Annotated in this window: 21 protein-coding genes, 1 tRNA gene and 1 riboswitch; of the genes, 5 read left to right on the top strand and 17 right to left on the bottom strand. The window is 71.1% G+C overall.

Annotation, left to right across the window (positions count from 1 at the left end; genetic code table 11):
• Window positions 1–37: 37 nt before the first annotated feature.
• The 5 genes from NCCP_RS12930 to NCCP_RS12910 form a co-directional block, all read right to left on the bottom strand.
• A complete protein-coding gene (locus tag NCCP_RS12930; protein WP_149957700.1) occupies window positions 38–1,468 on the bottom strand; it encodes an LLM class flavin-dependent oxidoreductase in 1,431 nt (476 codons plus the stop codon).
• A gap of 106 nt (window positions 1,469–1,574) precedes the next feature.
• On the bottom strand, window positions 1,575–2,714 hold the full coding sequence (locus NCCP_RS12925; RefSeq protein WP_149957699.1) for an ABC transporter permease: 1,140 nt from the start codon (window positions 2,712–2,714) through the stop codon (window positions 1,575–1,577).
• Window positions 2,711–3,751, bottom strand: coding sequence for an ABC transporter permease (locus NCCP_RS12920; RefSeq protein WP_149957698.1), 1,041 nt, complete (start codon window positions 3,749–3,751; stop codon window positions 2,711–2,713). Before NCCP_RS12920 ends, NCCP_RS12925 begins: the two co-directional genes overlap by 4 nt.
• Window positions 3,748–5,301 (bottom strand): sugar ABC transporter ATP-binding protein, encoded by a 1,554-nt coding sequence (locus NCCP_RS12915; protein ID WP_149957697.1) that lies wholly within the window; start codon window positions 5,299–5,301, stop codon window positions 3,748–3,750. The genes NCCP_RS12920 and NCCP_RS12915 overlap by 4 nt, the downstream gene beginning before the upstream one ends.
• Window positions 5,285–6,358 (bottom strand): substrate-binding domain-containing protein, encoded by a 1,074-nt coding sequence (locus tag NCCP_RS12910; RefSeq protein ID WP_149957696.1) that lies wholly within the window; start codon window positions 6,356–6,358, stop codon window positions 5,285–5,287. The genes NCCP_RS12915 and NCCP_RS12910 overlap by 17 nt, the downstream gene beginning before the upstream one ends.
• 571 nt (window positions 6,359–6,929) lie before the next feature.
• Here NCCP_RS12910 and NCCP_RS12905 point away from each other — a divergent pair.
• Entirely contained in the window at window positions 6,930–8,003 is a 1,074-nt protein-coding gene (locus NCCP_RS12905) for an aldo/keto reductase (protein ID WP_149957695.1), read from the top strand.
• Between the two features lie 73 nt (window positions 8,004–8,076).
• Complete coding sequence (locus tag NCCP_RS12900) at window positions 8,077–9,555, top strand: amino acid permease (protein ID WP_308655511.1); 1,479 nt, start codon at window positions 8,077–8,079, stop codon at window positions 9,553–9,555.
• A gap of 12 nt (window positions 9,556–9,567) precedes the next feature.
• On the opposite strand, the gene NCCP_RS12895 is transcribed toward NCCP_RS12900, so the two are convergent.
• Window positions 9,568–9,960 carry a hypothetical protein gene (locus tag NCCP_RS12895; RefSeq protein ID WP_149957694.1) on the bottom strand — a complete coding sequence of 131 codons (393 nt, stop codon included), beginning with the start codon at window positions 9,958–9,960 and terminating at the stop codon, window positions 9,568–9,570.
• A gap of 101 nt (window positions 9,961–10,061) precedes the next feature.
• On the opposite strand from NCCP_RS12895, the gene NCCP_RS12890 reads away from it, so the two are divergent.
• A complete protein-coding gene (locus NCCP_RS12890) occupies window positions 10,062–10,691 on the top strand; it encodes a P-loop nucleotide/nucleoside kinase family protein (RefSeq protein ID WP_225873828.1) in 630 nt (209 codons plus the stop codon).
• Window positions 10,692–10,835: 144 nt separating this feature from the next.
• On the opposite strand, the gene NCCP_RS12885 is transcribed toward NCCP_RS12890, so the two are convergent.
• Genes NCCP_RS12885 through NCCP_RS12875 form a run of 3 tightly spaced genes read right to left on the bottom strand, consistent with a single transcriptional unit; the run spans window position 10,836 to window position 12,803 of the window.
• Complete coding sequence (locus NCCP_RS12885) at window positions 10,836–11,147, bottom strand: AzlD domain-containing protein (protein WP_149957693.1); 312 nt, start codon at window positions 11,145–11,147, stop codon at window positions 10,836–10,838.
• Window positions 11,147–11,926, bottom strand: coding sequence for an AzlC family ABC transporter permease (locus NCCP_RS12880; protein WP_149957692.1), 780 nt, complete (start codon window positions 11,924–11,926; stop codon window positions 11,147–11,149). The genes NCCP_RS12885 and NCCP_RS12880 overlap by 1 nt, the downstream gene beginning before the upstream one ends.
• Before the next feature lie 10 nt (window positions 11,927–11,936).
• A complete protein-coding gene (locus tag NCCP_RS12875; protein ID WP_149957691.1) occupies window positions 11,937–12,803 on the bottom strand; it encodes a glycerophosphodiester phosphodiesterase in 867 nt (288 codons plus the stop codon).
• Between the two features lie 110 nt (window positions 12,804–12,913).
• On the opposite strand from NCCP_RS12875, the gene NCCP_RS12870 reads away from it, so the two are divergent.
• The gene (locus tag NCCP_RS12870; RefSeq protein ID WP_414727730.1) at window positions 12,914–14,215 is read left to right on the top strand and encodes a DUF445 domain-containing protein; all 1,302 of its coding nucleotides are present in this window, start codon (window positions 12,914–12,916) and stop codon (window positions 14,213–14,215) included.
• Between the two features lie 38 nt (window positions 14,216–14,253).
• Here NCCP_RS12870 and NCCP_RS12865 read toward each other — a convergent pair whose 3' ends face one another.
• The 8 genes from NCCP_RS12865 to NCCP_RS12830 form a co-directional block, all read right to left on the bottom strand.
• A complete protein-coding gene (locus NCCP_RS12865) occupies window positions 14,254–15,129 on the bottom strand; it encodes a hypothetical protein (RefSeq protein ID WP_216364721.1) in 876 nt (291 codons plus the stop codon).
• 100 nt (window positions 15,130–15,229) lie between these two features.
• Window positions 15,230–15,553 (bottom strand): toxin-antitoxin system YwqK family antitoxin, encoded by a 324-nt coding sequence (locus NCCP_RS12860; RefSeq protein WP_149957689.1) that lies wholly within the window; start codon window positions 15,551–15,553, stop codon window positions 15,230–15,232.
• A 119-nt stretch (window positions 15,554–15,672) separates the two neighbouring features.
• Window positions 15,673–16,941, bottom strand: a complete 1,269-nt coding sequence (locus tag NCCP_RS12855) for an MFS transporter (protein WP_149957688.1) — start codon at window positions 16,939–16,941, stop codon at window positions 15,673–15,675.
• Window positions 16,942–17,003: 62 nt separating this feature from the next.
• The gene (locus tag NCCP_RS12850) at window positions 17,004–17,825 is read right to left on the bottom strand and encodes an energy-coupling factor transporter transmembrane component T family protein (RefSeq protein ID WP_225873827.1); all 822 of its coding nucleotides are present in this window, start codon (window positions 17,823–17,825) and stop codon (window positions 17,004–17,006) included.
• Window positions 17,822–19,591 carry an ABC transporter ATP-binding protein gene (locus NCCP_RS12845; RefSeq protein ID WP_149957687.1) on the bottom strand — a complete coding sequence of 590 codons (1,770 nt, stop codon included), beginning with the start codon at window positions 19,589–19,591 and terminating at the stop codon, window positions 17,822–17,824. Before NCCP_RS12845 ends, NCCP_RS12850 begins: the two co-directional genes overlap by 4 nt.
• 4 nt (window positions 19,592–19,595) lie before the next feature.
• Complete coding sequence (locus NCCP_RS12840) at window positions 19,596–20,210, bottom strand: ECF transporter S component (protein WP_149957686.1); 615 nt, start codon at window positions 20,208–20,210, stop codon at window positions 19,596–19,598.
• A gap of 33 nt (window positions 20,211–20,243) precedes the next feature.
• Window positions 20,244–20,912, bottom strand: coding sequence for a YkoF family thiamine/hydroxymethylpyrimidine-binding protein (locus tag NCCP_RS12835; protein ID WP_149957685.1), 669 nt, complete (start codon window positions 20,910–20,912; stop codon window positions 20,244–20,246).
• 32 nt (window positions 20,913–20,944) lie between these two features.
• Window positions 20,945–21,054: riboswitch (TPP riboswitch) on the bottom strand.
• Between the two features lie 199 nt (window positions 21,055–21,253).
• Window positions 21,254–21,326, bottom strand: a tRNA-Lys gene (locus NCCP_RS12830).
• Window positions 21,327–21,492: 166 nt separating this feature from the next.
• Here NCCP_RS12830 and NCCP_RS12825 point away from each other — a divergent pair.
• The gene (locus tag NCCP_RS12825; protein WP_149957684.1) at window positions 21,493–22,152 is read left to right on the top strand and encodes a hypothetical protein; all 660 of its coding nucleotides are present in this window, start codon (window positions 21,493–21,495) and stop codon (window positions 22,150–22,152) included.
• The last annotated feature ends 82 nt before the right edge of the window (window positions 22,153–22,234 follow it).

The raw sequence follows: 22,234 nt of genomic DNA, 5'->3' as shown, positions 1-22,234 counted from the left end.
GTTGGCCTGGGGCGGGTCAGGCTCGGGCTGGCCAACCTCAGGCGAGGACGGCTTCGGGGGTGTCGGTCGCGTTCGCGTCCGCGGCGCTGGGGCCTCCGGCGAAGGCGCCCCGGTAGGCGGCGGCCGGATGGGTGTCGCTGACGCGGCTGTTGCCCTCGCCCGCGAGGTACTCGCGCAGCGTGGAACCCTGGTACTTGTCCCAGACGCGGCCGCGCTTGCGCAGCTCAGGGACCACCAGGTCGGTGAACTGCTCGAAGGACCCGGGCGAAATGGCGTAGGAGAGGTTGATCCCGTCCAGGCCCGCGACGTCGACCCAGCGCTCGATCTCGTCGGCGACCGTTTCCGGGGACCCGACCAGCACCGGCCCGATGCCGCCGATGCCCAGGTAGCCGGCGACCGAGTTCGGGGTCCACGAACGCCCCGGATCCGCGGTGGTGAAGATGGACAGCGCCGACCGGGCGGCGTTGGTGTCCAGGTACTTCAGCTCCTCCTCGCTGGCGTAGCGGGAAAGGTCCAGCCCGGACCATCCGCCGTAGAAGGTCAGGGCGCCTTCGCGGGAGGAATAGGACAGGTACTCGCGGTGCAGCTTTTCCGCCGCGGCGTCAGAGTCGGCAACAACCGCGGTGACCAGCGCATAGAACTTGGCGGCGTCGCGCGGGCGGCCCGCCGCTTCCAGCTCGTCGCGGGTCGCGTCCGTGGCCTTGCGGGTCACCTCGGGGCGGATCGAGTTCAGGAAGATTCCCTCGGCGTGCCTGGCCCCGAAGGCGCGGCCGCGGGGGGAGGCGCCGGCCTGGAAGACCGCCGGGGTGCGCTGCGGGGAGGGTTCGGAGAGGTGGATGCCCGGCACGTTGAAGTGCCGCCCGTGGTGGTTGATCGGGTGCACCTTGGACGGATCCGTGTAGATCCCGCGCTCGCGGTCCTTGACCACCGCGCCCTCTTCCCAGGACCCTTCCCAGAGCTTGTAGACGACCTCCATGAACTCCTCGGCCACGTCATAGCGGGCGTCGTGGTCCAGCTGGCGGGTCATGCCCAGGTTGCGGGCGGCGGACTCCAGGTAGCTGGTGACCACGTTCCACCCGATGCGTCCGCGGGTGAGGTGGTCCAGCGAGGAGAACTTGCGGGCCAGCGCGTAGGGCAACTCGTAGGTCAGCGCGCTGGTGACCGCGAAGCCGAGGTTCTTGGTCACGGCGGCCATGGCGGAAATCTGCATGAAGGGGTCGTTCAGGGGCACCTGGTCGGCGTCCAGCAGCGCCGGTGCCGAGGAGTTCCGGTAGACGTCATAGATGCCCATGACATCGGCAAGGAACAGGGCGTCGAAGGTGCCGCGTTCGAGGATCCGGGCCAGGTCAGTCCAGTATTCGAGGGTGTTGTAGGTGTCCGCCCGGTTCTCCGGGTGGCGCCACAGCCCGGGGCTTTGGTGGGTGGGGGTGGTCATGTCGAAGGCGTTGAGGCTGATGCGGCGGCCCATGGCCGGTCCTTTCGTTGGAAGCATGCGGGGCGGGGAGGAACTGCCCCGCCCCGGCGGGAGGTGGCGGGTGCCCGGGCCGGGCGGAGCGCCCGGCCCGGTGGCACCGCTAGCGCCGGGCGGGGCCCAGCAGGCGGCGCAGCGGTCCGCCGGCCCCCTCGCGGGCGAGCACGACGCCGGCGAGCAGGATCAGCAGCAGCGCCACCCCGCGGCCCAGCCCCTGCCAGAAGAAGGAGAGCCCGATCAGGTTCATCCCGTTGGCCAGCAGCGCGAAGATCAACACGCCCACCAGGGTTCCGGGGACGCTGGGGCGCCCGATGCGGCTGAGCGTTGCGCCGATGAAGACCGCCCCAATCGCATCCAGCACATAGAGCTGTCCGCTGGCCGGGACGAATCCGTTGGTGCGGGCTGCCAGCAGGACGCCGGCGACGGCGGCCAGCAGTGAGGCGATCACGTAGGCGCTGAACGTCAGCGCCCCGACCCGGCGCCCGGCGATGGCGGCGGCGCGGGGCTGCTCCCCGGCCGCGGTCAGCGCGCGTCCGAAGCGGGTGGTTTCCAGCAGGGCCCACCCAAGGACCGCGACCGCCAGCGCGGCGGCGATCGCCACCGGCACCCCGGCGACCAGCCCGGTCCCGCCCAAAAAGGCGAACTCCGCGGGTACCCGGGGACCGGAGAGATAGATGGGGGCGCCGCCGCCGGTAAGCAGCTGCTGCACGCTGGTGCCCACGAACCAGACACTGAGGGTAGCCAGGAACGGCGGGATGCGCAGGCCCACGATCAGCAGCGCGTTGACCAGGCCCACCACGGCCCCGAACACGAGCCCGCCCGCGATGGCGACCCAGGCGTAGTAGCCGTCGGCAATCAGCGCCGCCGCGGCCAGGGCCGACAGGTCGATCGCCACCCCCAGGGACAGGTCGATGCCGCCGGCGCGGACCACCAGCGTCATCGCGACCGCGGCCAGCGCCAGCAGCGCGCTCTGGTTCAGCACCGCCGCCAGGTTGTCGGCGCGCAGGAACTGGTCGCTGAGCAGCGTGAAGACGAACAGGATTGCGGCCAGGGCCAGCGGGGCCACGAGCTGGCGGGCATCCAGGCGCGGCAGGCCTCCGCGCTGCCGGGACGTCGCGCCGCGCCGGAGTTCCGAACCCGCCGGGACTGTTTGGGCCGGCGTCGTGTGGGTTGGGGCCGCGTGGGCCGGGGCAGCCGTCGTGGCGCCGGGGTTCACGGGTGCCTCCACGGGTGAGTGGCTCATCGGTTTCCTGCCTTGGATCGAAGGACGACGACGGTGAGCACGGCCAGGATGAGAGCACCCTTGACGGCGCCGACCCACTGGCTGGCAATGCCGGCCAGCGTCATGCCGTTGGACAGTGCGGTGACGAACAGTGCGGCCAGCAGCGTGCCCCCGATGGTGATGACCAGGCGGCGCGAGAAGACCGTGGACATGTAGGCGACCAGGATGATGTCCAGCAGGATCTGGGTGCCGATCCCGGGCACGGCCGCCGAGAGGCGCGAGGCCAGCAGGATGCCGGCGACCCCGGCCAGCCCCGAAGAGACCAGGTAGCTGGCAAAGCGGTAGCGCGCCGGATTCAGCCCCGCCACGCGCGCGGCGGTCGGGTTTTGTCCCACCGCGTAGGCGTTCACGCCCAGGCGGGTCCGGTGGAAGACCCAGATGAAGGCCGCGGCCACCACCAACAGCACCACCACGGCGCCGGAGACGCCGAGTCCGCCGGCGTCACGCAGCCAGGTGAAGGGCTGCCCCTCGAGCGCGATCTTCATGTTTTGGCTGACCACCAGGTCCAGCGAGGTGGCGATGCCCATGGTGGCAAGGGTTGCCAGCAGGGGCCGCAGTCCGAGGCCGACGGCGACGCCGTTGGCCGTACCGATCAGCAGTGCCACGCCCAGCGCAGCCAGGACCGCCGGCGCCGGGCCGAGCCCGGCGGACACGAGTACCGCGGCCACCGATCCGGCCACGGCCGCGGTTGCCCCCACGGAGAGGTCGATGCCTCCCTCGACGACGTCGTCGCCCCCGACAATCACCACCACCGCCAGGCCCATGCCTGCAATCGCCGTGACCGTTGCCTGGTTGATGATCGAGGCCACGTTGGCCGGGTCCGTGAACACCGGGGAAAGCACCGCGAACAGCGCCAGCACCAGTGCCACCACGCCGTACCCGGCGTAGCTGGCCCACCCGGACGTGCGGATGGGCCGGGGCTGTGCACCGGAGCGGGCCGGTGCGGCCGCCGGAGCGCCGGCACCGGGCCCCTGGCGCTCGGGAGCGGTGGTGCTCATGCTGCCTCCTGCGTTGCGTCGGGTGCGTGGCTGGCGCCCGAGGCGTAGCCGAGCACCGCGTCCACGGTGGTGTCCTCGCGCGCCAGCTCGGCCACGCGTTCTCCGCGGTAGAGCACCACGGTCCGGTCGGCGAGGCCCACCAGTTCCTCCAGGTCGACGGTGACCAGCAGCACCGCGGCACCTTCGTCGACCAGCCGGTTGATCTGCTGGTAGATCTGCGAGCGGCTGCCCACATCGACCCCGCTGGTGGGCTGGTCAAGCACGAAGATGCGCGCCTGGGCGGCCAGCCAGCGGCCCAGGACCACCTTCTGCTGGTTTCCGCCCGAGAGCCGCGAGGCGATCGCGCCGGCATCGGCGGGCCGAACGTCCAGGCGGGCGATCAGTTCGGCGGCCCGGCGCCGCTCGGCCCCCCGGCGCAGCAGCCCCAGCCGCGTGCTGATGGACCGCAGCGAGGCCAGGGAGAGGTTCTCGCGCAGGGACGCGTTGACCAGGAGCCCGTCACGGCGCCGGTTGGCCGGCACGTAGGCGCCCCCGCGGGCCACGAAGCCCACGGCGCCGCGGTAGCGGCGTCCCGCGGCGAGGGCCTCGCCCTCGTGGGCGCGGCGCCCGGCGACGGCGTCGGCGAGCACTTCCACCCCGGACCCGACCAGGCCGGTGATTCCCACGATCTCCCCCGCACCCACATCCAGGCTCAGCGGGGCCAGGTGTCCCGGGACCGCCAGCCCGCGCAGCCGCAGCAGGGGTTCGCCGACACGGGCGGTGCGGGCGGGGCGGTGCTCGAACTCCTCGACGCTGCGCCCCACCATCAGCTCGACCACCCGCTCAAGCGCGCCGTGGCCGGCGTGTTCCCCGAGCGCCACCTCGCCGGCATTGCGTCCGTTGCGCAGCACCACTGCACGGGTGGCGATCTGTTCGAGCTCCTGCAGGTAGTGGGAAATGTAGATGATGCCCACCCCGCGCCCGCGCAGGGTGCGCAGCGTCGTAAACAACTGCTGCACCTCGGCGGCGGCCAGCGGCGCGGTGGGCTCGTCGAGCACCAGCAGCCGGGGCTCGGCCAGCACGGCCCGCGTGAGCTGGATCAGCTGCTGCTGGGCCACGGTGAGGTCCTCGACCAGCACGCGGGGATTGAGCTGCTGCCCGGTGGCCCGTTCAATGTCGGCCGCAGCGCGGGCCTCGAGTGCCCGGCGGGAAGCCCCCCGCGCGCCCGGCGTGCCCAGGTACAGCTGTTCGGCCACGGTCAGCCGTCCGGCCAGGTGCTGGTCCTGGTGGATGACCCGGATGCCAAGGCGTTCGGCGTCGGAGGGCCGGTTGATCTGCACGGGGTGCCCGTCGAGCCGGATCTGTCCCGCCTCGGCGGTGTGGAACCCGGTGAGCACCTTGATGAGCGTCGACTTGCCGGCCCCGTTTTCGCCGACGAGTCCCACGATCTCCCCCGGCTGGACGTCCAGCTCCACCGCATGCAGCACCGTGGCCGGGCCGAAGGACTTGGTGATGCCGTCCAGGCGCAGCAGCGCGGGTCCGGCCTGCGGGACCTCAGATGCCGAGGTCACGGCGTACCTGCTCCACGTTGTCCTTGGTGACGAACACCGGATCCAGGTAGCTGGTCGTCGTCACCTTGTCGGCCTGTCCGTCCAGGAACAGCGCCACGTTGTCGGCCGAACGCTGGGCCATCGCGGTGGTCTGCTGGGCGACCGTGAACTGGTAGGCGCTGTCCGGGTCGGCGATCAGGTCCAGCGCGCCGGGCTCGGCGTCGACGCCGTAGACCTTGACGTCATCCCGGCCCGCGGCCTCGATTGCCTGGGCCGCGCCGATCTGCGGCATGTCCCAGCAGGACCAGATCGCGTCGACCTCTCCCGCGGGCAGGCGGCGCAGGTTGTCCTCGATCTGGCGGCGGGCGTCCTCGATGGTGCCCTCGTACTTGTCCTGCAGTTCCGGGGTGATCAGTTCGATCTGAGGGTAGTCCTCAAGCACCAGCTTCAGCTCGTTGTAGCGGATGCGGCAGGGGGTGACCCCCGGGAAGCCGTTGAAGACCAGCACCTTGCCCGAGCCGCCGATATCCTCGGCGAGGGTCCGGGCCAGGGTCGAACCAATCGTCCAGTTGTCGCTGGTGACGTTGTTCTTCGAGTACTCGGACTGGAAGTCGACGGTGAACAGCGGAATCTGGGCCTCGTCGACCTTCTTCAACGCCGGGGTCAGGGTCTGCGCGTCGCCCAGGATCACGACGATCGCGTCGGGCTTCTGCGCGATCAGGTTTTCGACGTCGGCCACGTGCTTGTCGTCCTTGGCCTCGGCCTGGGTGGCCACGACGGTGCCCCCCAACTCCTCGACGCGGGCCTGGAGCTCCTCGTAGACCTTGCGGCTGAAGTCATGCACGATGTCCTTGGCCGCGATCCCCACCGTTTTGCCCTCAAGGCTCGGCACCCCGGTGGCGGCGGCCTGCTCCTGCGCGGCGGCGGGGGCCGCGGAGGCCGGGGAACCGGCGCCGGGGTCCTTGAGCGAGCAGCCGGTGGCCAGCAGGACCCCTGCGGTCAGGACGGCGGCGGTCTTCGCCAGCGCTCCACGGCGGGCGGGTCGGGCGACGGTGGGGGCGGAAAGCTGCTGGTTCACGGTTGGGCGTCCTTGTTTGGCGTGTTGGTTCGGCGTGCTGGTTTGGCATGCGTGTCAGGCATGGCCGGTCGGGATGGACGCACCGCCTCACCCCTCCACCGGGGCACGGGCCGCGACGGGGGGCCCGGAGAGCAGGCCCATCGATCCTGGCGGGAGCACGCGCGGCCCCGCGGGGCCGCCGTTGCTGCGGCGTCGTTGAACCAGGTCTCTCGGCCGCTCTTGATGGTGACGTTCCCTATGTAAGCACCGGGCTGCGGCCGGCCCATCCGCGGCGTCACAGTGGCTCACGGAACGACGCGGAACGTCACGCGGGGACGCGCACCGCATCCCGGGCCGCGTCATGCTCCGTCATGCGGGACTCCGGCCCGTCACCCCGCGTCACATTCGGCGCATCACCTCCGGCACCGCGTCCCAAAATCCTGCGCCGGGCACGCCCCCGCCCCCCGCGGAGTGCGTGCCCGCCCCGGACACCTCAGGGCTCGTCCGGAGCCGGATGTGCGGGGAGAATGGGGGCAGCGGTCCGACGCATCTTTTGCCCTGTCCCCCGTCCCTCCTCCCCCGGAAGGCCACCATGTCCTCACCGATCCAGGAAGTCCGGTTCCCCCGCGTGCCCGAATCGCACCGCCCCTACGTGGCGGCCGAAGACCGGTATGACGCCACCGCCTACCGCCGCGTGGGCAACAGTGGCCTGCTGCTGCCCCCCATCAGCCTGGGCCTGTGGTGGAACTTTGGCGACAACCGCCCCTACGACACCCAGCGGAAAATCCTGCGCCATGCCTTTGACCGCGGCATCACCCACTTTGACCTGGCCAACAACTACGGCCCGCCCTACGGCTCCGCCGAGGAGAACTTCGGCCGCATGCTGCGCACCGACTTCAGGCCCTACCGCAACGAACTGGTCATCTCCTCCAAGGCCGGCTGGGACCAGTGGCCCGGCCCCCACGGCAACCTCGGCTCGCGCAAATACCTGATCGCTTCCGCCGAAGAGTCCCTGGCCCGGATGGGCCTGGAGTATGTGGATATCTTCTACTCCCACCGGGTCGACCCGGACACCCCGCTGGAGGAGACCATCGGGGCCCTCGACACCCTGGTCCGCCAGGGCAAGGCCCTCTACGTGGGCATCTCCTCCTACTCCGCCGAACGCACCCGGGCCGCGGCCCGCATCGCCAGGGACCTGGGGACCCCGCTGGCCATCCACCAGCCCGCCTACTCCCTGTTCAACCGCTGGGTCGAGGAGGACCTGCTGCGCACCCTCGGCGAGGAGGGGATGGGCTCGATCGCCTTCACCCCGCTGGCCCAGGGGCTGCTCACCAACAAGTACCTTGCGGACAGCAACGCCGTGCCGAAGGGCGGGCGGGGCTCGCTGGCCGGGCACGTCACCGAGGAGAACATCGCCAAGGCCCGGGCGCTGAACGAGATCGCGGCCGGGCGCGGCCAGACCCTCGCCCAGCTTGCCATCGCCTGGCTGCTGCGCGGGGGCGGAGTCACCTCCGTCCTGCTGGGCGCCTCCTCCACGGCCCAGTTGGACGAGAACCTCGGCGCCCTCGGGAACACGGAGTTCACCGCGGAAGAGCTGGAACGCATTGACGCCATCACGGCGGGCGGCACCAACGTCGACCTCTGGAAGGTCTCCGCGTCCCTCTAGGACCGGGGCCTGCGGCGGAACGGACGGAACGGACGGAACGGGCGGGGGCTGCGGCCTGAGTGTGGGAAAATAAGTGGCTTGCACCCACGACGTGCATCCCCCCATTTTCCGCAACGCCCCGGGCAGGACCATGACCACCCACACCGCTGCCGGCCGCCACCCGCGCCTCGACCCCCATGCCCCCGAGCTGGAACGCCGGCTCCACCCGCGCCACATCCGTTTCATCGCGCTCGGATCCGCCATCGGCACGGGCCTGTTCTATGGGTCCGCCGAGACCATCCGCACCGCCGGGCCGGCGGTGCTGCTGGCCTACCTGGCGGCCGGTTGCGTCGTGTTCATCGTGATGCGCGCCCTTGGCGAAATGGCCGTACGCCACCCCGTGGCCGGCTCGTTCGCCCGGTACGCCGACCGGTACCTCAGCCCGCGCATGGCGTTCCTGACCGGATGGACGTTCACCTTCGAGATGATCGTCGTCGCAATCGCGGACATGACCGCCGTTGGCCAGTACATGGGCATGTGGTTCCCGGACACCCCGGGATGGCTGTGGATGCTGGCGGCGATGCTGCTGATCGGGGGCCTGAACCTGCTGCGCGTGAACGTCTTCGGGGAACTGGAGTTCTGGTTTTCGATGATCAAGGTGGCCACGATCGTCGCCATGATCGCCGGCGGGCTGTACCTGATCATCTTCGGGATCAGCATTGGCGGCTACGAACCGGGCGTGCACCATCTGGTGGACCACGGCGGCTTCGCTCCCTTCGGCGTCTGGGGCATTGTCATGAGCCTGGGGATCGTGGTCTTCTCCTTCGGCGGCATCGAAACGCTGGGCATGACCGCCGGCGAGGCGGAGGACCCGGCGAAGGCCCTCCCGAAGGCCGTGAACTCTGTCCCGCTGCGGGTGCTGCTCTTCTACGTGCTCTCGATCGGCGTCATGCTGTGCCTGTTCCCCTGGGACCGGATCGGCTCAGAGGGCAGCCCCTTCGTGCAGGTCTTCGCCGGCCTGGGCCTTCCGGCCGCGGAGCATCTGGTCAACGCCGTGGTGCTGACCGCTGCCCTGTCCGCCATGAACTCCATCTTCTACGCCGCCACGCGCACCATGTTCGGGCTCGCCGAACAGGGCCACGCCCCGGCGTCGTTCACGCACGTCTCCCGGTTCGGCGTGCCGTTTTGGCCGGTTTCCGTAATTGCCGCCTGCCTGGTGGCCGGGCTGGGACTCTACGCATGGATCCCGGACCAGCTTTTTTTGGTGGTCGCCTCGATTGCCACCTTCGCCACCGTGCTGACCTGGACCGTCATCCTGCTCTCACACCACCGGATGCGCCAGGGCATGCGCACGCGCGGGGAGCGCACCGGGTTCCCGCTGCCTTGGTGGCCCGCGGCGACCTACCTGGCGCTGGCGTTCATGGGCGCGGTAGTGGTGATCCTGGGCTTCAGCGCCTCCGGCCGCACCGCGCTGGTCGTGGGCGCGGTGTGGCTGGTGCTGCTGCTGCTCGCGTACCGGCTGTGGGTGCCCGCTGCCGGTCACGAGCCGGTCGGGCTGGAAACCCGCCGCTAGCGGCAGGTCCGGTCAGCGGGTGCCCGCGGCGTAGAACCACTCGACCGCCACCTGCGCGAAACGGCGCAGCTCATGCGGCAGGGTGGCGAGCTCGTCGTCCGGTTCCTCGCTGCGGATCATGAACCAGCGGTCCAGCTCGCGTGCCTTGGCCCACTCCGCCGGGGTGGCCCGGCGGGCCACACTGAACACGCGCTCCCCCGTGATGGCCTGGACGATCCGCCGCTCGGCGTCGAGCAGTTGCGTCCGGATGCACTCATGCACATCGATGAATATCCGGTCCGGCGCTTCTTCGTCAGCCGAAACCAGTACATCGTAGATCCCCGGGAGCACCGGCCCCGAAAGCAAGTCCCCCAACTGGCGGTCCAACTGTTCCCCCACGTGTCCCCCCACATGTTCCCCCGTCATGGGGACGAATATACGGTTTGGAGGCACCCCCGACCAGACCTTTGTTCAGGTGAGGCCCCAAATCGCCCGTTCCCGGGGGCGCGGGCGCCTAGGATGCGAACATGACACCGCCGAATGCGTTCCGGCTCCCGCCGTCCCCGCTGCCAGGCTTCCGCCGCCGCCGCGGGCAGGTGGCAGCCCTGGAGGAGTCGCCTGTTCCCCCCGGCGAGGGGCCGTTGCTGGTGCCGGTGTGCGGGCTTCCGGGCGCCGGCAAGTCCAGCTTCGCGGCGGCGCTGGCCACCAAGCTGGGACTGGCAGTGGTGGGCGTGGATCCGCTGGAGGCTGCCTTGGTCCGGGCCGGGATCGACGACCGCCAGCCGAAGGGCCAGGCCGCGTATCTGGCGGCGGAGACGGTCGCGGAGGCCCAGTTGCGCACGGGCTTGGGCGTGGTGGTCGACGCCGTCAACGACCTCCCCGAGAACCGCGCCCAGTGGATGCGGCTGGCCGCCCGCACCGGCGCGGACCTGCGCTGGATTGAGGTGGTCTGCTCCGACCCCACCACGCACCGCCTGCGCCTGCAGCAGCGCGAACGCGAGGAGGACCGCTTCATCGGCGTGCCGGAATGGGACTCGCTGAACCGCCGACGCCGGCAGCTGGCCATCTGGAAGGACCCGCGGCTGGTGCTCGATTCGCTCCACCACACCCCGGAGGAACTCGCCACGCTCGCGGTGCGGGAACTCGGGTTGGGGTAAGGCACCGCGAAGGAGGTTTCCCCACGACCCGGGAACCCCTGGGGGCCGGAGATGAGGGGTCCGGAGATGAGGGGTCCGGAGACGAGCCGCGCAGCACCGGCGCCCCCGGGGGCACGCTCCGGGGGGCAGTTTTCCGGGCAGGCCCTAGCCGAGTCCGGCAAGCCGGGCCAGGGCCGCCGTAGCGGCACCGGCCAGAACCACCACCAGGAAGGGGGCGCGCAGCAGCAGGGCCGCAGTGGCTGCCAGCAGGGCGGCGGCGCGCGCGTCCACCACCAAGGCCTGGCCGGAGGCAAAGGCATTGACGGTGGCCAGCGCGGCCAGCAGTCCGATTGTCAGGGCACCGGCCACCCGCGTCATTCGCGGGTTCTCCAGCAGCTCCGCCGGGACCAGGTATCCGGACAGCTTGGTCAGGAACGCAGCGGCACAGGCCAGCAGGATCCACGGCCACAGGTCCATCAATGCCCTCCGTCCCTAAGGCCCGCGCCCGGTCCGTGGGGATTCGGCGCCCGGAGTGCGGCCCCGCCGCCGTGTCCGCCGTACGGGTCCATATCAGGCTCCAGGCCTTCGCGGGCAGGGCCATGGCCGAACCATCCCCACACCCCGGCCACTACAGCGGCCACGAGGATGGGCACCCCGGGCGGGGCCAGCGGCACGGCCAGGGCGGTGGCCAGCGCACACACGATGGCGATTGCCACCGGTTCGCGGCTGCGCAGGCGCGGCCAGAGCAGCGCCAGGAATGCCGCCACGGCCGCCCCGTCCAGGCCCCACGCCCTTGGGTCCCCCAGCACGTTGCCCAGCAGGGCCCCTGCCACCGTGAAAATATTCCAGAGCAGGAATACCCCCAGGCCGGCCGTCCAAAAGCCGCGCCGCTGCTCGTCAGGGTCAGTTTGGCCGGAGGCCGTGGCGGCGGATTCGTCGATGGTGACCTGCACCGCGGCAGCCCGGCGCCATCCGGCCGGGCGCAGGAGGGCGTTCATTTGCACCCCGTACACCGCGTTGCGCACCCCGAGCAGCGTCGCTGCCCCAAACGCGGCAGCACCGGTGCCGCCGCCCCCCACCACGCCGATGAACGCGAACTGCGAGCCACCGGTGAACATGAGGGCGCTGAGGGCCACTGTCTGGGGCAGGTCCAGCCCCGAGGCCACCGACAGCGCACCGAAAGACAGGCCGTAGATCCCTGTCGCGAGGGAGATCGACAGGCCGATCCGAACGGCCGGGGAGGAGACGGACTTCATCCGGTCCAGCCTAGCGGGCTCCGCGGCCCAAGCGCGCCCTCACGTGGGCCGGCCGGTTGCTGGTGAGTTGCTGGATACCCAGGCCCCGGAGGTAGTCGACATCGGCATCCGCGTCCACGGTCCAGACGCGGAACACGAGCCCGGCCTCCAGCCAGCGCCGCACCAGCCCGGGGTGGCGGCGGACAAATCCCACGCCGGGTCCGGCCATCCCCACCAGGCCCGCATCCAGGTGCGCGACGGCGCCGCCGGCCTCGCGGGCAAACGCACCGGCCACCTCTTCGCGCGCCGACGGATCCACCCGCAGTACCTCCCCGGCCCATTCGGGGTCGGCGTCGCCCACCAGCTGGCAGACGAACCGGGGCGGAACCGTCCTTAACAGGTGTGCCACCGAACCGGGATCGAAACTCATGAAGCTCACGGCCACGTTGCCGATGCGGGAGGTGGCCCGGTCCCAGCCGAGGGCCTCCAGCCCGGCCAGCACCTTCTCCTCAAGCAGGCGCCCGAAAGGGCTGGGGTGCTTGAGTTCGACGGCGAGGCCGATTTCCCGACCGGCACCCTCCAGCAGCCCCACGAGTTCGGCGAGGGTGAGCACCTGTTCGTCCGGGGCGCCGTAGCCCTCGGGCAGGGCCGCGCCCTTCCAGGTGCTGAAGTCAAGGGCCCGCAACTGGCCCAGGGTGTGGGCGGAGACCGGGCCGGTGCCGTTGGAGGTGCGGTCCACCGTGGGGTCGTGGTGGCACACCACCTGGTGGTCCGCCGTCAGGTGCACGTCGCATTCGACGCCGTCCGCGCCGTCCGCCAGCGCCTGGAGGAAGGCGGCGCGGGTGTTTTCGGCGAACACGGCACTGGAACCCCGGTGGGCGTAGATCAGCTGCCTCATGTCCCCCACGCTACCTGCGCCTCCGGCGGCACTGCCGCACTCCGCGGGCACGAGCGGGTGAACTATCTTGGAAGCCTTGGCGCCACCCATCCCAAGGAGCCCGCATGAGCATGTCCACTCCACCGCCGCCGCGGCAGGTTCCGGGGAGCGCCGGCCCGGACAGCCCCTTCGCCACGGAGGCCGCACGGGCCGGCGCACTGCGCCGGATGAAGCGCTTGGCCACGGGACTGCTGGTCCTGATGACCGCAGTCTTCGTGGTGGCCTTTTCGCTGCAGGAAAGCATTCCGTGGATGGGATATGTCCGCGCCGCCGCCGAAGGCGGCATGGTGGGGGCCCTGGCGGACTGGTTCGCCGTGACCGCCCTGTTTCGCCGCCCGATGGGCCTGCCGATTCCGCACACCGCCATCATCCCGCGCAAGAAGGACCAGATCGGGGAGAGCTTGGGCGAGTTCGTGCAGGAGAACTTCCTCTCCGATGCCGTGGTGGGGCGCAAGCTGAAAGACCTGCGCTTTGCCCGGACGGCGGGGGCCTGGCTGGCCACGCCCGCCGGGTCCGAACGCGTCGCCAAGGAGGCCGCCACGGCGGTGCGCGGTGCCCTCGAGGTCCTGGACGACCGCGACGTGCTGGCCCTGCTCGAGTCGCTGGCCCGCAAACATATGCTGGCCCCGGAATGGTCATCGACGCTGGGGCGGATCCTCCGCACGGTGGTGCAGGACGGACACCACCGCCAACTGGTGGACCTGCTGGCGGACCGCGCAGCCGACTGGGTGGCCGCCAACCGGGGCACCGTCATCGGGCTCGTCGCCGAACGCTCCCCGCACTGGGTCCCGAACGTCGTGGAACGGCTGCTTGCGGAGCGCATCCACCGTGAGCTCTCCGCCTTCGTCGAGGCCGTGCGCCGGGACCCCCACCACCGGGTGCGGGGAAGCATCGACGCCTGGCTGCAGGATTTCGCCCGGGACATGCAGTCCAAGCCGGAGACGATTGCCAAGGTGGAGCGGCTCAAGCACTCGCTGCTCGGCGACCCGCAGCTGCAGGAGTTGGCGGCCACCGGCTGGTCCAGCATGAAGTCGGCCCTGGTGGAAGCGGTGGAGCACCCGGAGTCGGAGCTGCGCCGCTCCTTCGTGCGGGCGGTGGCGGAATTTGGCCTGCGGCTGACGGCGGACCAGGCACTGGCCGGGAAGGTGGATGCCTGGATCGCCAACGCGGGCCTCTACCTGGTGGCGACCTACCGGGGGCAAATCGCCGGCCTTATCCAGGACACCGTCTCGCACTGGGATGGGGAGGAAACCAGCCGCAAGCTCGAGCTCCAGGTGGGCCGGGACCTGCAATTCATTCGGATCAACGGCACCGTGGTCGGCGCGCTGGCCGGTTTAGCCATTTTCACCGCGGCCACCCTGCTGCTGGCCTGAGCCCGGTCCCGCCTGCTGCTCTGCCCCGCAGGCCCCGCCTACTGCCCCGCCCGGCGGGCCCGCTCGGCCTCAATCAGGGCTTCGACCTCGGCGGCGGGACCCTGCGCGGGTTCCCCGGCAAGCGCCGCCGGGGAACCCGCGCCGTGCGCCGGCGCATGCCGCGGCTCCGTACCCGGCGTCGCGGGACGGGGCGCCTCCACCACTTCGCCGGGAATGGAGGTCGGCAGCGGACCGAAGGCGAGCCTGGCCGCCCGGACCACCTGCTTGCCGAGGATGCGGTTGCCCGCGCCGCCAACCACGGCGCCGATGCCGAACGGGATGGCCCGCCCGAAGAACGCCGCGCCCTGCGTGGCCAGGAGGTGGCGCATGAACTTCTTCTGGATGGCCGCCGAGGCCACCCCCCACAGCCCCGCGGGCTGCTTGCTGCCGAACACCGAGCCCCACCCCCTCACCGGACCGATGCCCTTGCCGACGGCCTGGTGGGTGAGTTGGGAAATCAGCGCGCTGCCCTCGTCTCCGAGCAGGATGGACATGACCAGGGCGCGGGACTTTTCGGGGTCGTCCGTGGCGATACCGTGCAACTCGGCCAGCGACTGCGCATACAGCGCGCTGGCCTCGAGGAAACCGACGACGGCGGCTGCCGACAGGCCCAGCGACGCGGCGGTCCCGATGCCGGGCACCACCGCGCTGGCCCCCACGGCGGCACCGCCGCCGGTGACCGCAAGCATGAAGTCGCGCTCGACCAGCTCCGCCAGCTGGGCGGCGTTCAGCTGGGGATGGCGCCGGCGCATCCGGCGCAGGTAGGCGAGCACCAGCGGACGCTGCAGGCTCACCGCGTTGAGGACGGCTCCCTGGACGCCCGCAACGGGTTTGCCGTCGGGACCGATGATGGCGGAGGCAAGGGGATTTTTCATGGTGGTTCCAGTGTAGGAGCCCCGGCCCCGCAGGTCCCGGTGGTTCGCGGAGGGAGGACTCCGCCGGAGGGCGCCGCGGGGGCGGCCCGGCCGGAACCGGTCACGCCGTGGGGGAACCGGCTGGGACAGCAGTGCGTCCGGGTGCCTTGCGGCCCCGGTCGAAGTGGCGCACGTCCAGGGGGGTGCCGTCGGCCGCAAAGCGCTCCCAGGGACCGTGCTGTTCCCCGTCGAGGAAGCTGCCGCGTTGGAGGAGGCTGCCGTTCTCGCGGTACCAGGCCCATTCCCCGGCGAGCGCGCCGTCCTCGTAGCGGCCGCGGGCCTTGAGCTTTCCGTTGCGGTGGTAGTACGTCCACTCCCCGTGCTTGCTGGGGCCCAGGTAGCCGCCTTCGCCCGCGACTGTACCGTCCCTGTAGAGCTCATTCATGCAGCCCACCCTACGGGGCCAGCCTGACAGGCAGCCGGACGCGCAGGCGGGAGCGGGACGCGGGCGGGAGCGGGACGGAGGCGGGAGGGGTCAGTGCAGGCGGGCTGGGTCAGTGCGGGCTAGGGCGCCGGGTTCCGGGAGTCGTAGCGCAGGAACCCGGGCTGCCAGCGCATCAGCAGCACGGCGAGGCCCACGCAGGCCAGTCCGCCCAGCACCAGCGTCGGCCCCTCCCCCAGGGCTGCGGCGGCACCGCCGGAGACCATTTCCCCCAGCCGCGGGCCGCCGGCCACCACCACCACGAACACGCCCTGCAGCCGCCCGCGGAGGTGATCCGGCGTCGCGGTCTGCAGGATGGTGTTGCGGAAGACCGCGCTCACCGCGTCGGACACCCCGGCCAGGGCCATGCAGGCTGCGGCTGCCCAAAGCCACCCGGAGGCGTTGGGGGTGCCGCCGGCCGCTGCCAGCACCACGGCTCCGAACAGGGCGATGCTGGCACCCCAGCCGGCCACCGCCCAAAACACCGCCAGGCCCTGGCGGTGGATCCGTCCCAGCGGGCCGGAGAAGAGCCCGGCCAGGAAGGCACCCAGGGCGGTGGCCGCCAGCAGGATGCCCACCGTGGCCTCGCCCCCGCCAATCAGTGCCGCGCCGATGGCCGGCAGCAGTGCCCGCGGGGCGGCCAGGACCATGGCCACAAGGTCGATCAGGAAGGTCATGCGCACGTTCGGCTGGGTGCCCAGGAAACGGAACCCTTCGACGACGGACCGGACCCCGGCCTTGGTGTGCCCGCCCTCGGGCGGCAGCGGCGGCAGCCGGTACACGGACCACAGCGCGGCCAGGAAGGTGAGGACATCGATCGAGTACGTCCAGGCGTAGCCGACCTGCGCCACCAGTACGCCGCCCAGCAGGGGGCCAACCATTTGGGAGATGCCAAACGTGACCATGTTCAGCGAGTTCGCCGCGGGAAGGAGCTTGGCACCGACCAGCTTCGGGATGATCGCCCCGCGGGCGGGCTGGTTGATGCCGCCGGCCCCGGAGTGCACTGCCACCAGGACGTAGAGCACCCAGACGTTGTCGAGCCCGGCCCAGGCCTGCGCGGCGATGGCGGCCGTGCTCAGCCAAAGCACGGTCGCGGACGCCAGTGCGACCTTGCGGCGGTCGCGGGAATCCGCGACCGCCCCGCCGTACAGCCCGGCCAACACCAGCGGGACCAGGGCGAACAGTCCCAACAGGCCGACGGCGAAGCTGGAGCCGGTCAGCGCATAGACCTGGAGGCTCACCGCGACCAGGGTCAGCTGGCTTCCCACCGCCGAAAGCGCGCTCCCGATCCACAGCCTCCGGAAGGCCGGGCTGAGGCGCAGCGGGGTGAGGTCGGCAAGCAGCTGGGGCACCTGTCGAGCCTACTCCGCCTTTTCTTCCGGGCGGACAAGAGCCGGGAGGGTGTCCGGACGGTTCACGCGCCGGCGCCTCGGGCGAAAAGCAGTTCGTGGCCTTCCCTGAAGCCCAGGGCCTCGCCGGCGGCGAAGACCAGGGCGAGGACCAGCAGCACCCCGAGGGCCAGCCACCAGTCGGCCCGCCCCAGCGGCACCGGGCGCCACGTGGTGCGGGGTCCGAGGCCAAGCCCGCGCGATTCAAGGGACTGGGCCATCCGTTCCCCCCTGCGCACCGAGACAACCAGCAGGGCAAATGCGGACCGGCCGAAGGACCGCACGCCGCTGCGCGGGCGGCCGTGGGAACGGAGCGGGGCACGCACCTGGTGCGCGGAGCGGATGGTCTGCCATTCGGCCGGCATTTCCTGCAGCATGCGGTAGCCGGCCAGCACGGCGTAGGTCATCCGTACGCCCAGCCGGGCATGCTGGTGCAGGCTGGTCATCAGGGCTACCCCGTCGGTCGAGGCGATGAAGCCGATCGAGAGCACGCCGATCACCATGCTGCGCAGGCCCAGGGAAACCCCGACGGTCAGCCCCTCGGCGGTGACACCCAGTCCGGCCACCTCCAGCAGCGGGGTTCCCGGACGGCTGAGGGCGTTGACCGTCAGCAGCCCGAGGCCGAACCCCACGAACGGGACATGCGCCAGCAGCAGGATCCGGGCCGGGATCCGGGCCGTGGCTGCCACGGCCGCCAGCGCCAGAAGGTACAGGACCGCCGGAGTGACCGGGTCGAAGACAAAGAGCAGCGCGACCGATACCGCAAACAGCAGCGCGAGTTTGACGGTGGGGTTGCGCCGCCCCAGCGGGGAGTCCGTGAACCGGCGCGGTTCGATGCCTGCGCTCACGGTCGGGACCCCTCTCCGTCCAGGGGGACGAACGCATCCAGGCCGCTGAGTACGGCGCGCATCCGGTGCGGTGTTTCAAAAGTTTCCAGCACCCACTCCAGGAGCGCGGGCAGGGCAAGGCCCGCCCGTGCCAGCACCTCCCGTTGGGCAAGCACCTCGAAGACCGGCCCGTCGGCGATGACCGACCCGCCGGCAATGACCACGGCACGGTGCGCCACCGTGGCCGCGGTCCGCAGGTCGTGGGTGGAGAACATGATGGCGCGGCCTGCCGCCGCTGCCGCGCGAAACGCATCCATCATCGCGATGGCTGCCCGCCGGTCCAGTCCGAAGCACGGTTCGTCGGCCAGCAGGGCGGGCCGGTGGTGGGCAAGCATCGCCGCCACGCTGAGGCGCCGCTTTTCGCCGCCCGAGAGCCGGAAGGGGTTCTGGTCCGCCAGGTGTTCCAGGCGGTGTTGCCGCAGCAGCCGGTCCACCACCGGTTCCGATCCGGCTGCAAGCCCGTAGGCCAGCTCGCCGCGGACCGTCCCCGCAACAAACTGGTGCTCCGGGTTCTGGAACACCATGGCGGGCCGGGGGCCGGCCACCTGTCCCGCGGCAGGCTCCAGCAGCCCGGCCAGGGTCAGCAGCAGCGAGGTTTTGCCGGTTCCGTTCGCCCCGAGCAGGGCGACAATCTCACCCGGGCGGAGGGCCAGGTCGACGTTCGCCAGCAGTGCCCCCTCCTGGAAACCGGCCTTTGCCGGCCCGGAGGAGCGGCGGCGCCGCCGGCCGGCTTGGGGCCGGCCCACCGACAGGCCGGCCGCCTGCAGCACCGGGGCGTCCGTGCTGTGGGGGTGCCCTTCGACGGAAGCCCCGGTGGGGTGCGCCGCGGCAAGTTCTTTCAGCCCGTTACGCACCGTTTCGGCCTCCAGCCCGCCGGGGCATCCGAAGACCGCCTGCAGCTCGGTTTCCAGCGGCAGCCAACAGCCCCGGGCCTGCAACTCCGCGGCTGCCTCGGTCAGGACCTGCGGCGTGGGTCCGTCGAGGAGGATTTCGCCTTCGCCATTCAGCACCACGGCCCGGCCCGGCAACCCGGCCAGGCCGCGGCGCCCGGCGTACTCATCCATGCGGTGCTCCACCAGCACAACCGCCGGGCGGTACTGGTCGACGGCCCGTTCGATTGCCTCCCGGACGGAGGCGATGCCCTCGCCGTCGAGCATGGAGGTCGGCTCATCGAGCAGGAGCACCTCGGGCTCGGCGATGAGGCTGGCGGCCAGCGCCACCCTTTGGCCTTCCCCGCCGGAGAGCGCGGAGGTTTTCCGCAGCCGCAGCCCGCCGGCGTTGACGGCCCGCAGTGCCGCATCGATGCGGCCGGATATGGCCTCCGGGTCGACGGCCCGGTTTTCCAGCGGAAGCGCCAGTTCCTGTTCCACGTCCGGCAGGCAGACGGCCGAGGAGGGGTCTTGGGCCAGGACACCGACGCAGCGGGACAACGCCGCCACGCCGGTGTCCGCGGTGTCGGTTCCGCCCACCCGCACCGACCCCGAGAGCTGTGCGACCACGGAGTGCGGGATCGTTCCGGTGACCAACTGCAGCAGGGTGGATTTCCCGGCGCCGGAGGGGCCGAAAACTATCAGTTGCTCGCCCGCTTCCAGCCGAAGGTCCAGCTTGCGCAGCACCGGCCCCGTCCGGCGGGGAAATTCCACCGAGACATTGTCCAGCTCCACTGCCGGAACAGTGGAGGGAACCTGTCCGGCGGCGGCGCTGGTCCCCGGGACGGTGGTGGACATTCAGTTAGGCCTTGCCGATCCGGTCACGGCCGATCGCGAAGTTATCGACCACTCCGGTCTTGGCGAGCGCCTCGACGATGACCTTCGCCAGCAGGCCGCCAAGGATCACGCCGGAGGCCAGCTGCACCACCAGCCGCAGGATGAACAGCTCCTGGCCATACCAGCCGAAGCGGAACGCGGAGAACAGGAACACCAGCCCTGCCCCGAGCAGGCCGGAGAGGGCGAACACGCCCCAGCCGAAGGACCGGTAGCGGCGCAGCGCAAAGGGGATCTCGCTGCCGAGGCCCTGGAGCGCGGCGGCAACGAAGAGGATCGGTCCGACGGCGGAGCCGAGGAACACCACTTCAATGACCGAGGCCAGGACCTCGGCGATGATCCCGACGAAGGGCCGGCGGATGATTGCCACCGCGATCGGGGCGACCAGCAGCCAGCCGCCGAGCAGGAAGTGCTGGGCCAGGTCGCCGGCGGGTCCCATCAGGATGGACAGGCCGGTCCAGGCTTGGACCAGGGCCCAGTAGAGGAAGCCGAACACCACCCCCAGCACCACCATCAGCACCAGGTCCTTGAGCGTGAAGGGGGTGCGTGTGCGGGCAGGGGTCATCGTGCTGCGAGAAGACATGGGGGAAGATCCTTAAAAGTCGTGGAGGAAGGTTCAGCGGCCGGTGGGGCTGTTGATCGAGAGCGTGAGGTGGCAGGCCACGTGCTGCACGGTCCGGCCAACCAGGACCCAGCCGGCAGCGACGGTCTCGAGGATGCGGGCGACGTCGCCCTCCAGCCGGGTGACGAAATGTTCCGACTTCACGAACGTGCCCTTGGCCTTGGCATAGTCGATGGCCGCGTAGATGTCCCGCATGTGGTCCGGGTCAACCCCATTGCGGCCGGTGTCCTCCAGCGGGTACAGGGCCCACTCCCCCGCCGCCGGCACGCCGGTTTCTTCCAGTTCGACGATCTCGCTGTGCAGGGGGCCCACTCCGCCCGGGAGCTCGCACTGCACTTCGCCGGGGCATCCGCGGGACAGGTGCACGCTGGCGACAACGTGGGCGCCGCTGCGGGCCGCCGCCGAAATGAGCTGGCTCAGGTACCGCAGCATGTCCGGCTCCCGGCCGGCCACGAAGGTGCTCACGTCTCCGGTCTCCACCTCCAGCCCCGTGGCATCTGCCGCACGCAGGGAGCGGAGGATGATCTCGACGTAGTCCGGGCTCATCACGGCCAGGGTGACCCTGGCACCAATGCCGAAGTTGTCGCGGTCCGGGACAGGGACCCCGGCGGGAACGGGCGCCCCGGCGGGAACGGTGACTTCAGTGGGGTAATTCGGATGCATTTTCGCGCCCTTCTGTTGCGGTTAACAGGGCACAGGATTCGATGTTGACTCCCTGCGCTGGCATGATCCAGATCAGGTTCAACGGTCGAAACTTGAGAAGTTTCCTCTCAGCCCGGCTCACCGGACTCCCGTGTTCAGAAAAGACCATACACCGGCACCCGGGCGGCGGCGGCGTTGCCCCGCCGGAAGCCGAAACGGTGGAGCAGGCGGCGGCTCTGGCCCGGCGGTTCTGGCCCGGCGGTTCTGGCCCGGCGGTTCTGGCCCGGCGGTTCTGGCCCGGCGGTTCTGGCACCGGGCAAAAAGGAATCCCCGCCTCCACGGGGAGGACGGGGATTCGGCGGTGGGCCCCGCGGGGATCGAACCCGCGACCCGCGGATTAAAAGTCCGATGCTCTACCAACTGAGCTAGAGGCCCGCCAGGCCGTCAAGGCCTTCGACAATGCTAGCGGATTTCCCGGCGTTGCCCGGCCCACTGGCCGGGGACACGCCCGCGCGGCCCTCTGGAGGGGGCGGGGGCCCGTGGGACCCTGGGCGGAGGCACCCCGCGCCGTGCCCGCGGCACCGGAGTATCCTCTTGTCGCATGAGTGCAGTACCTGCCAATGGGCCCGGGGGCTCGGCCCCGCGCCCGCACAAGCCCGTCCCGTTCGCGCCGGTCGACTTCGAACCGTTTGTCGGCGGGGCCGATCCGGCCCGCGTGTCCGAGGCCGCCCACCTGGCCGCCGCGGCCCTGGTCCACCAGGGCCGGGCGAACACCGATCCGGCGGTGACCCGGCGGCTGGTGAAGCTGGCGGACAAGGAAGGGCTGGAGGCGATCGCCGAACTGTGGGCGGAGAGCCCGCCCCGTTCCCTGCCCGGGGCCCTGTGGCGGCTGTATGCGCTGCGTGCGGCGACGGTGCAGAACCCCGAACGCATGGCGGCCTACTTCAGCGAGGGCCGGTACGTCGCCCAGGTCCAGCACGTGGTGGCCGGTGTCGCGGAGCCCCCCGGGGCAGATGAGTTGCGTTCGATGGCGGATTCGATCCTTTCCGGGGCGTTCGACGGCGAGTTCGACGTCGCGCTGGAACGTTCCGCGGCGTTCTGCCGCGTCGTGGCGCTGGGCCAGACCCACCACGCGGACGCGGCGGAGCACGCCAACGAACGGCACGCGGGCAAGCTGACCCGCAGTGCGCGCCAACTGGTCAAGACCGCCGAGGACCTGGAGGCCTCCGCCCGGGCCTGGCGCCGCGGCGAGCTGGTCTAAGCGCCGCGGCGAGCTGGTCTAAGCGCCGCGGCGAGCTGGTCTAAGCGCCGCGGCGAGCTGGTCTAAGCACCGCGGCGAGTCG

Source organism: Zafaria cholistanensis, from assembly GCF_008580665.1.
Classification (GTDB): domain Bacteria; phylum Actinomycetota; class Actinomycetes; order Actinomycetales; family Micrococcaceae; genus Zafaria; species Zafaria cholistanensis.
Note: the sequence above shows the minus strand (reverse complement) of the source record. Positions and strands in the feature narration are given on the sequence as shown.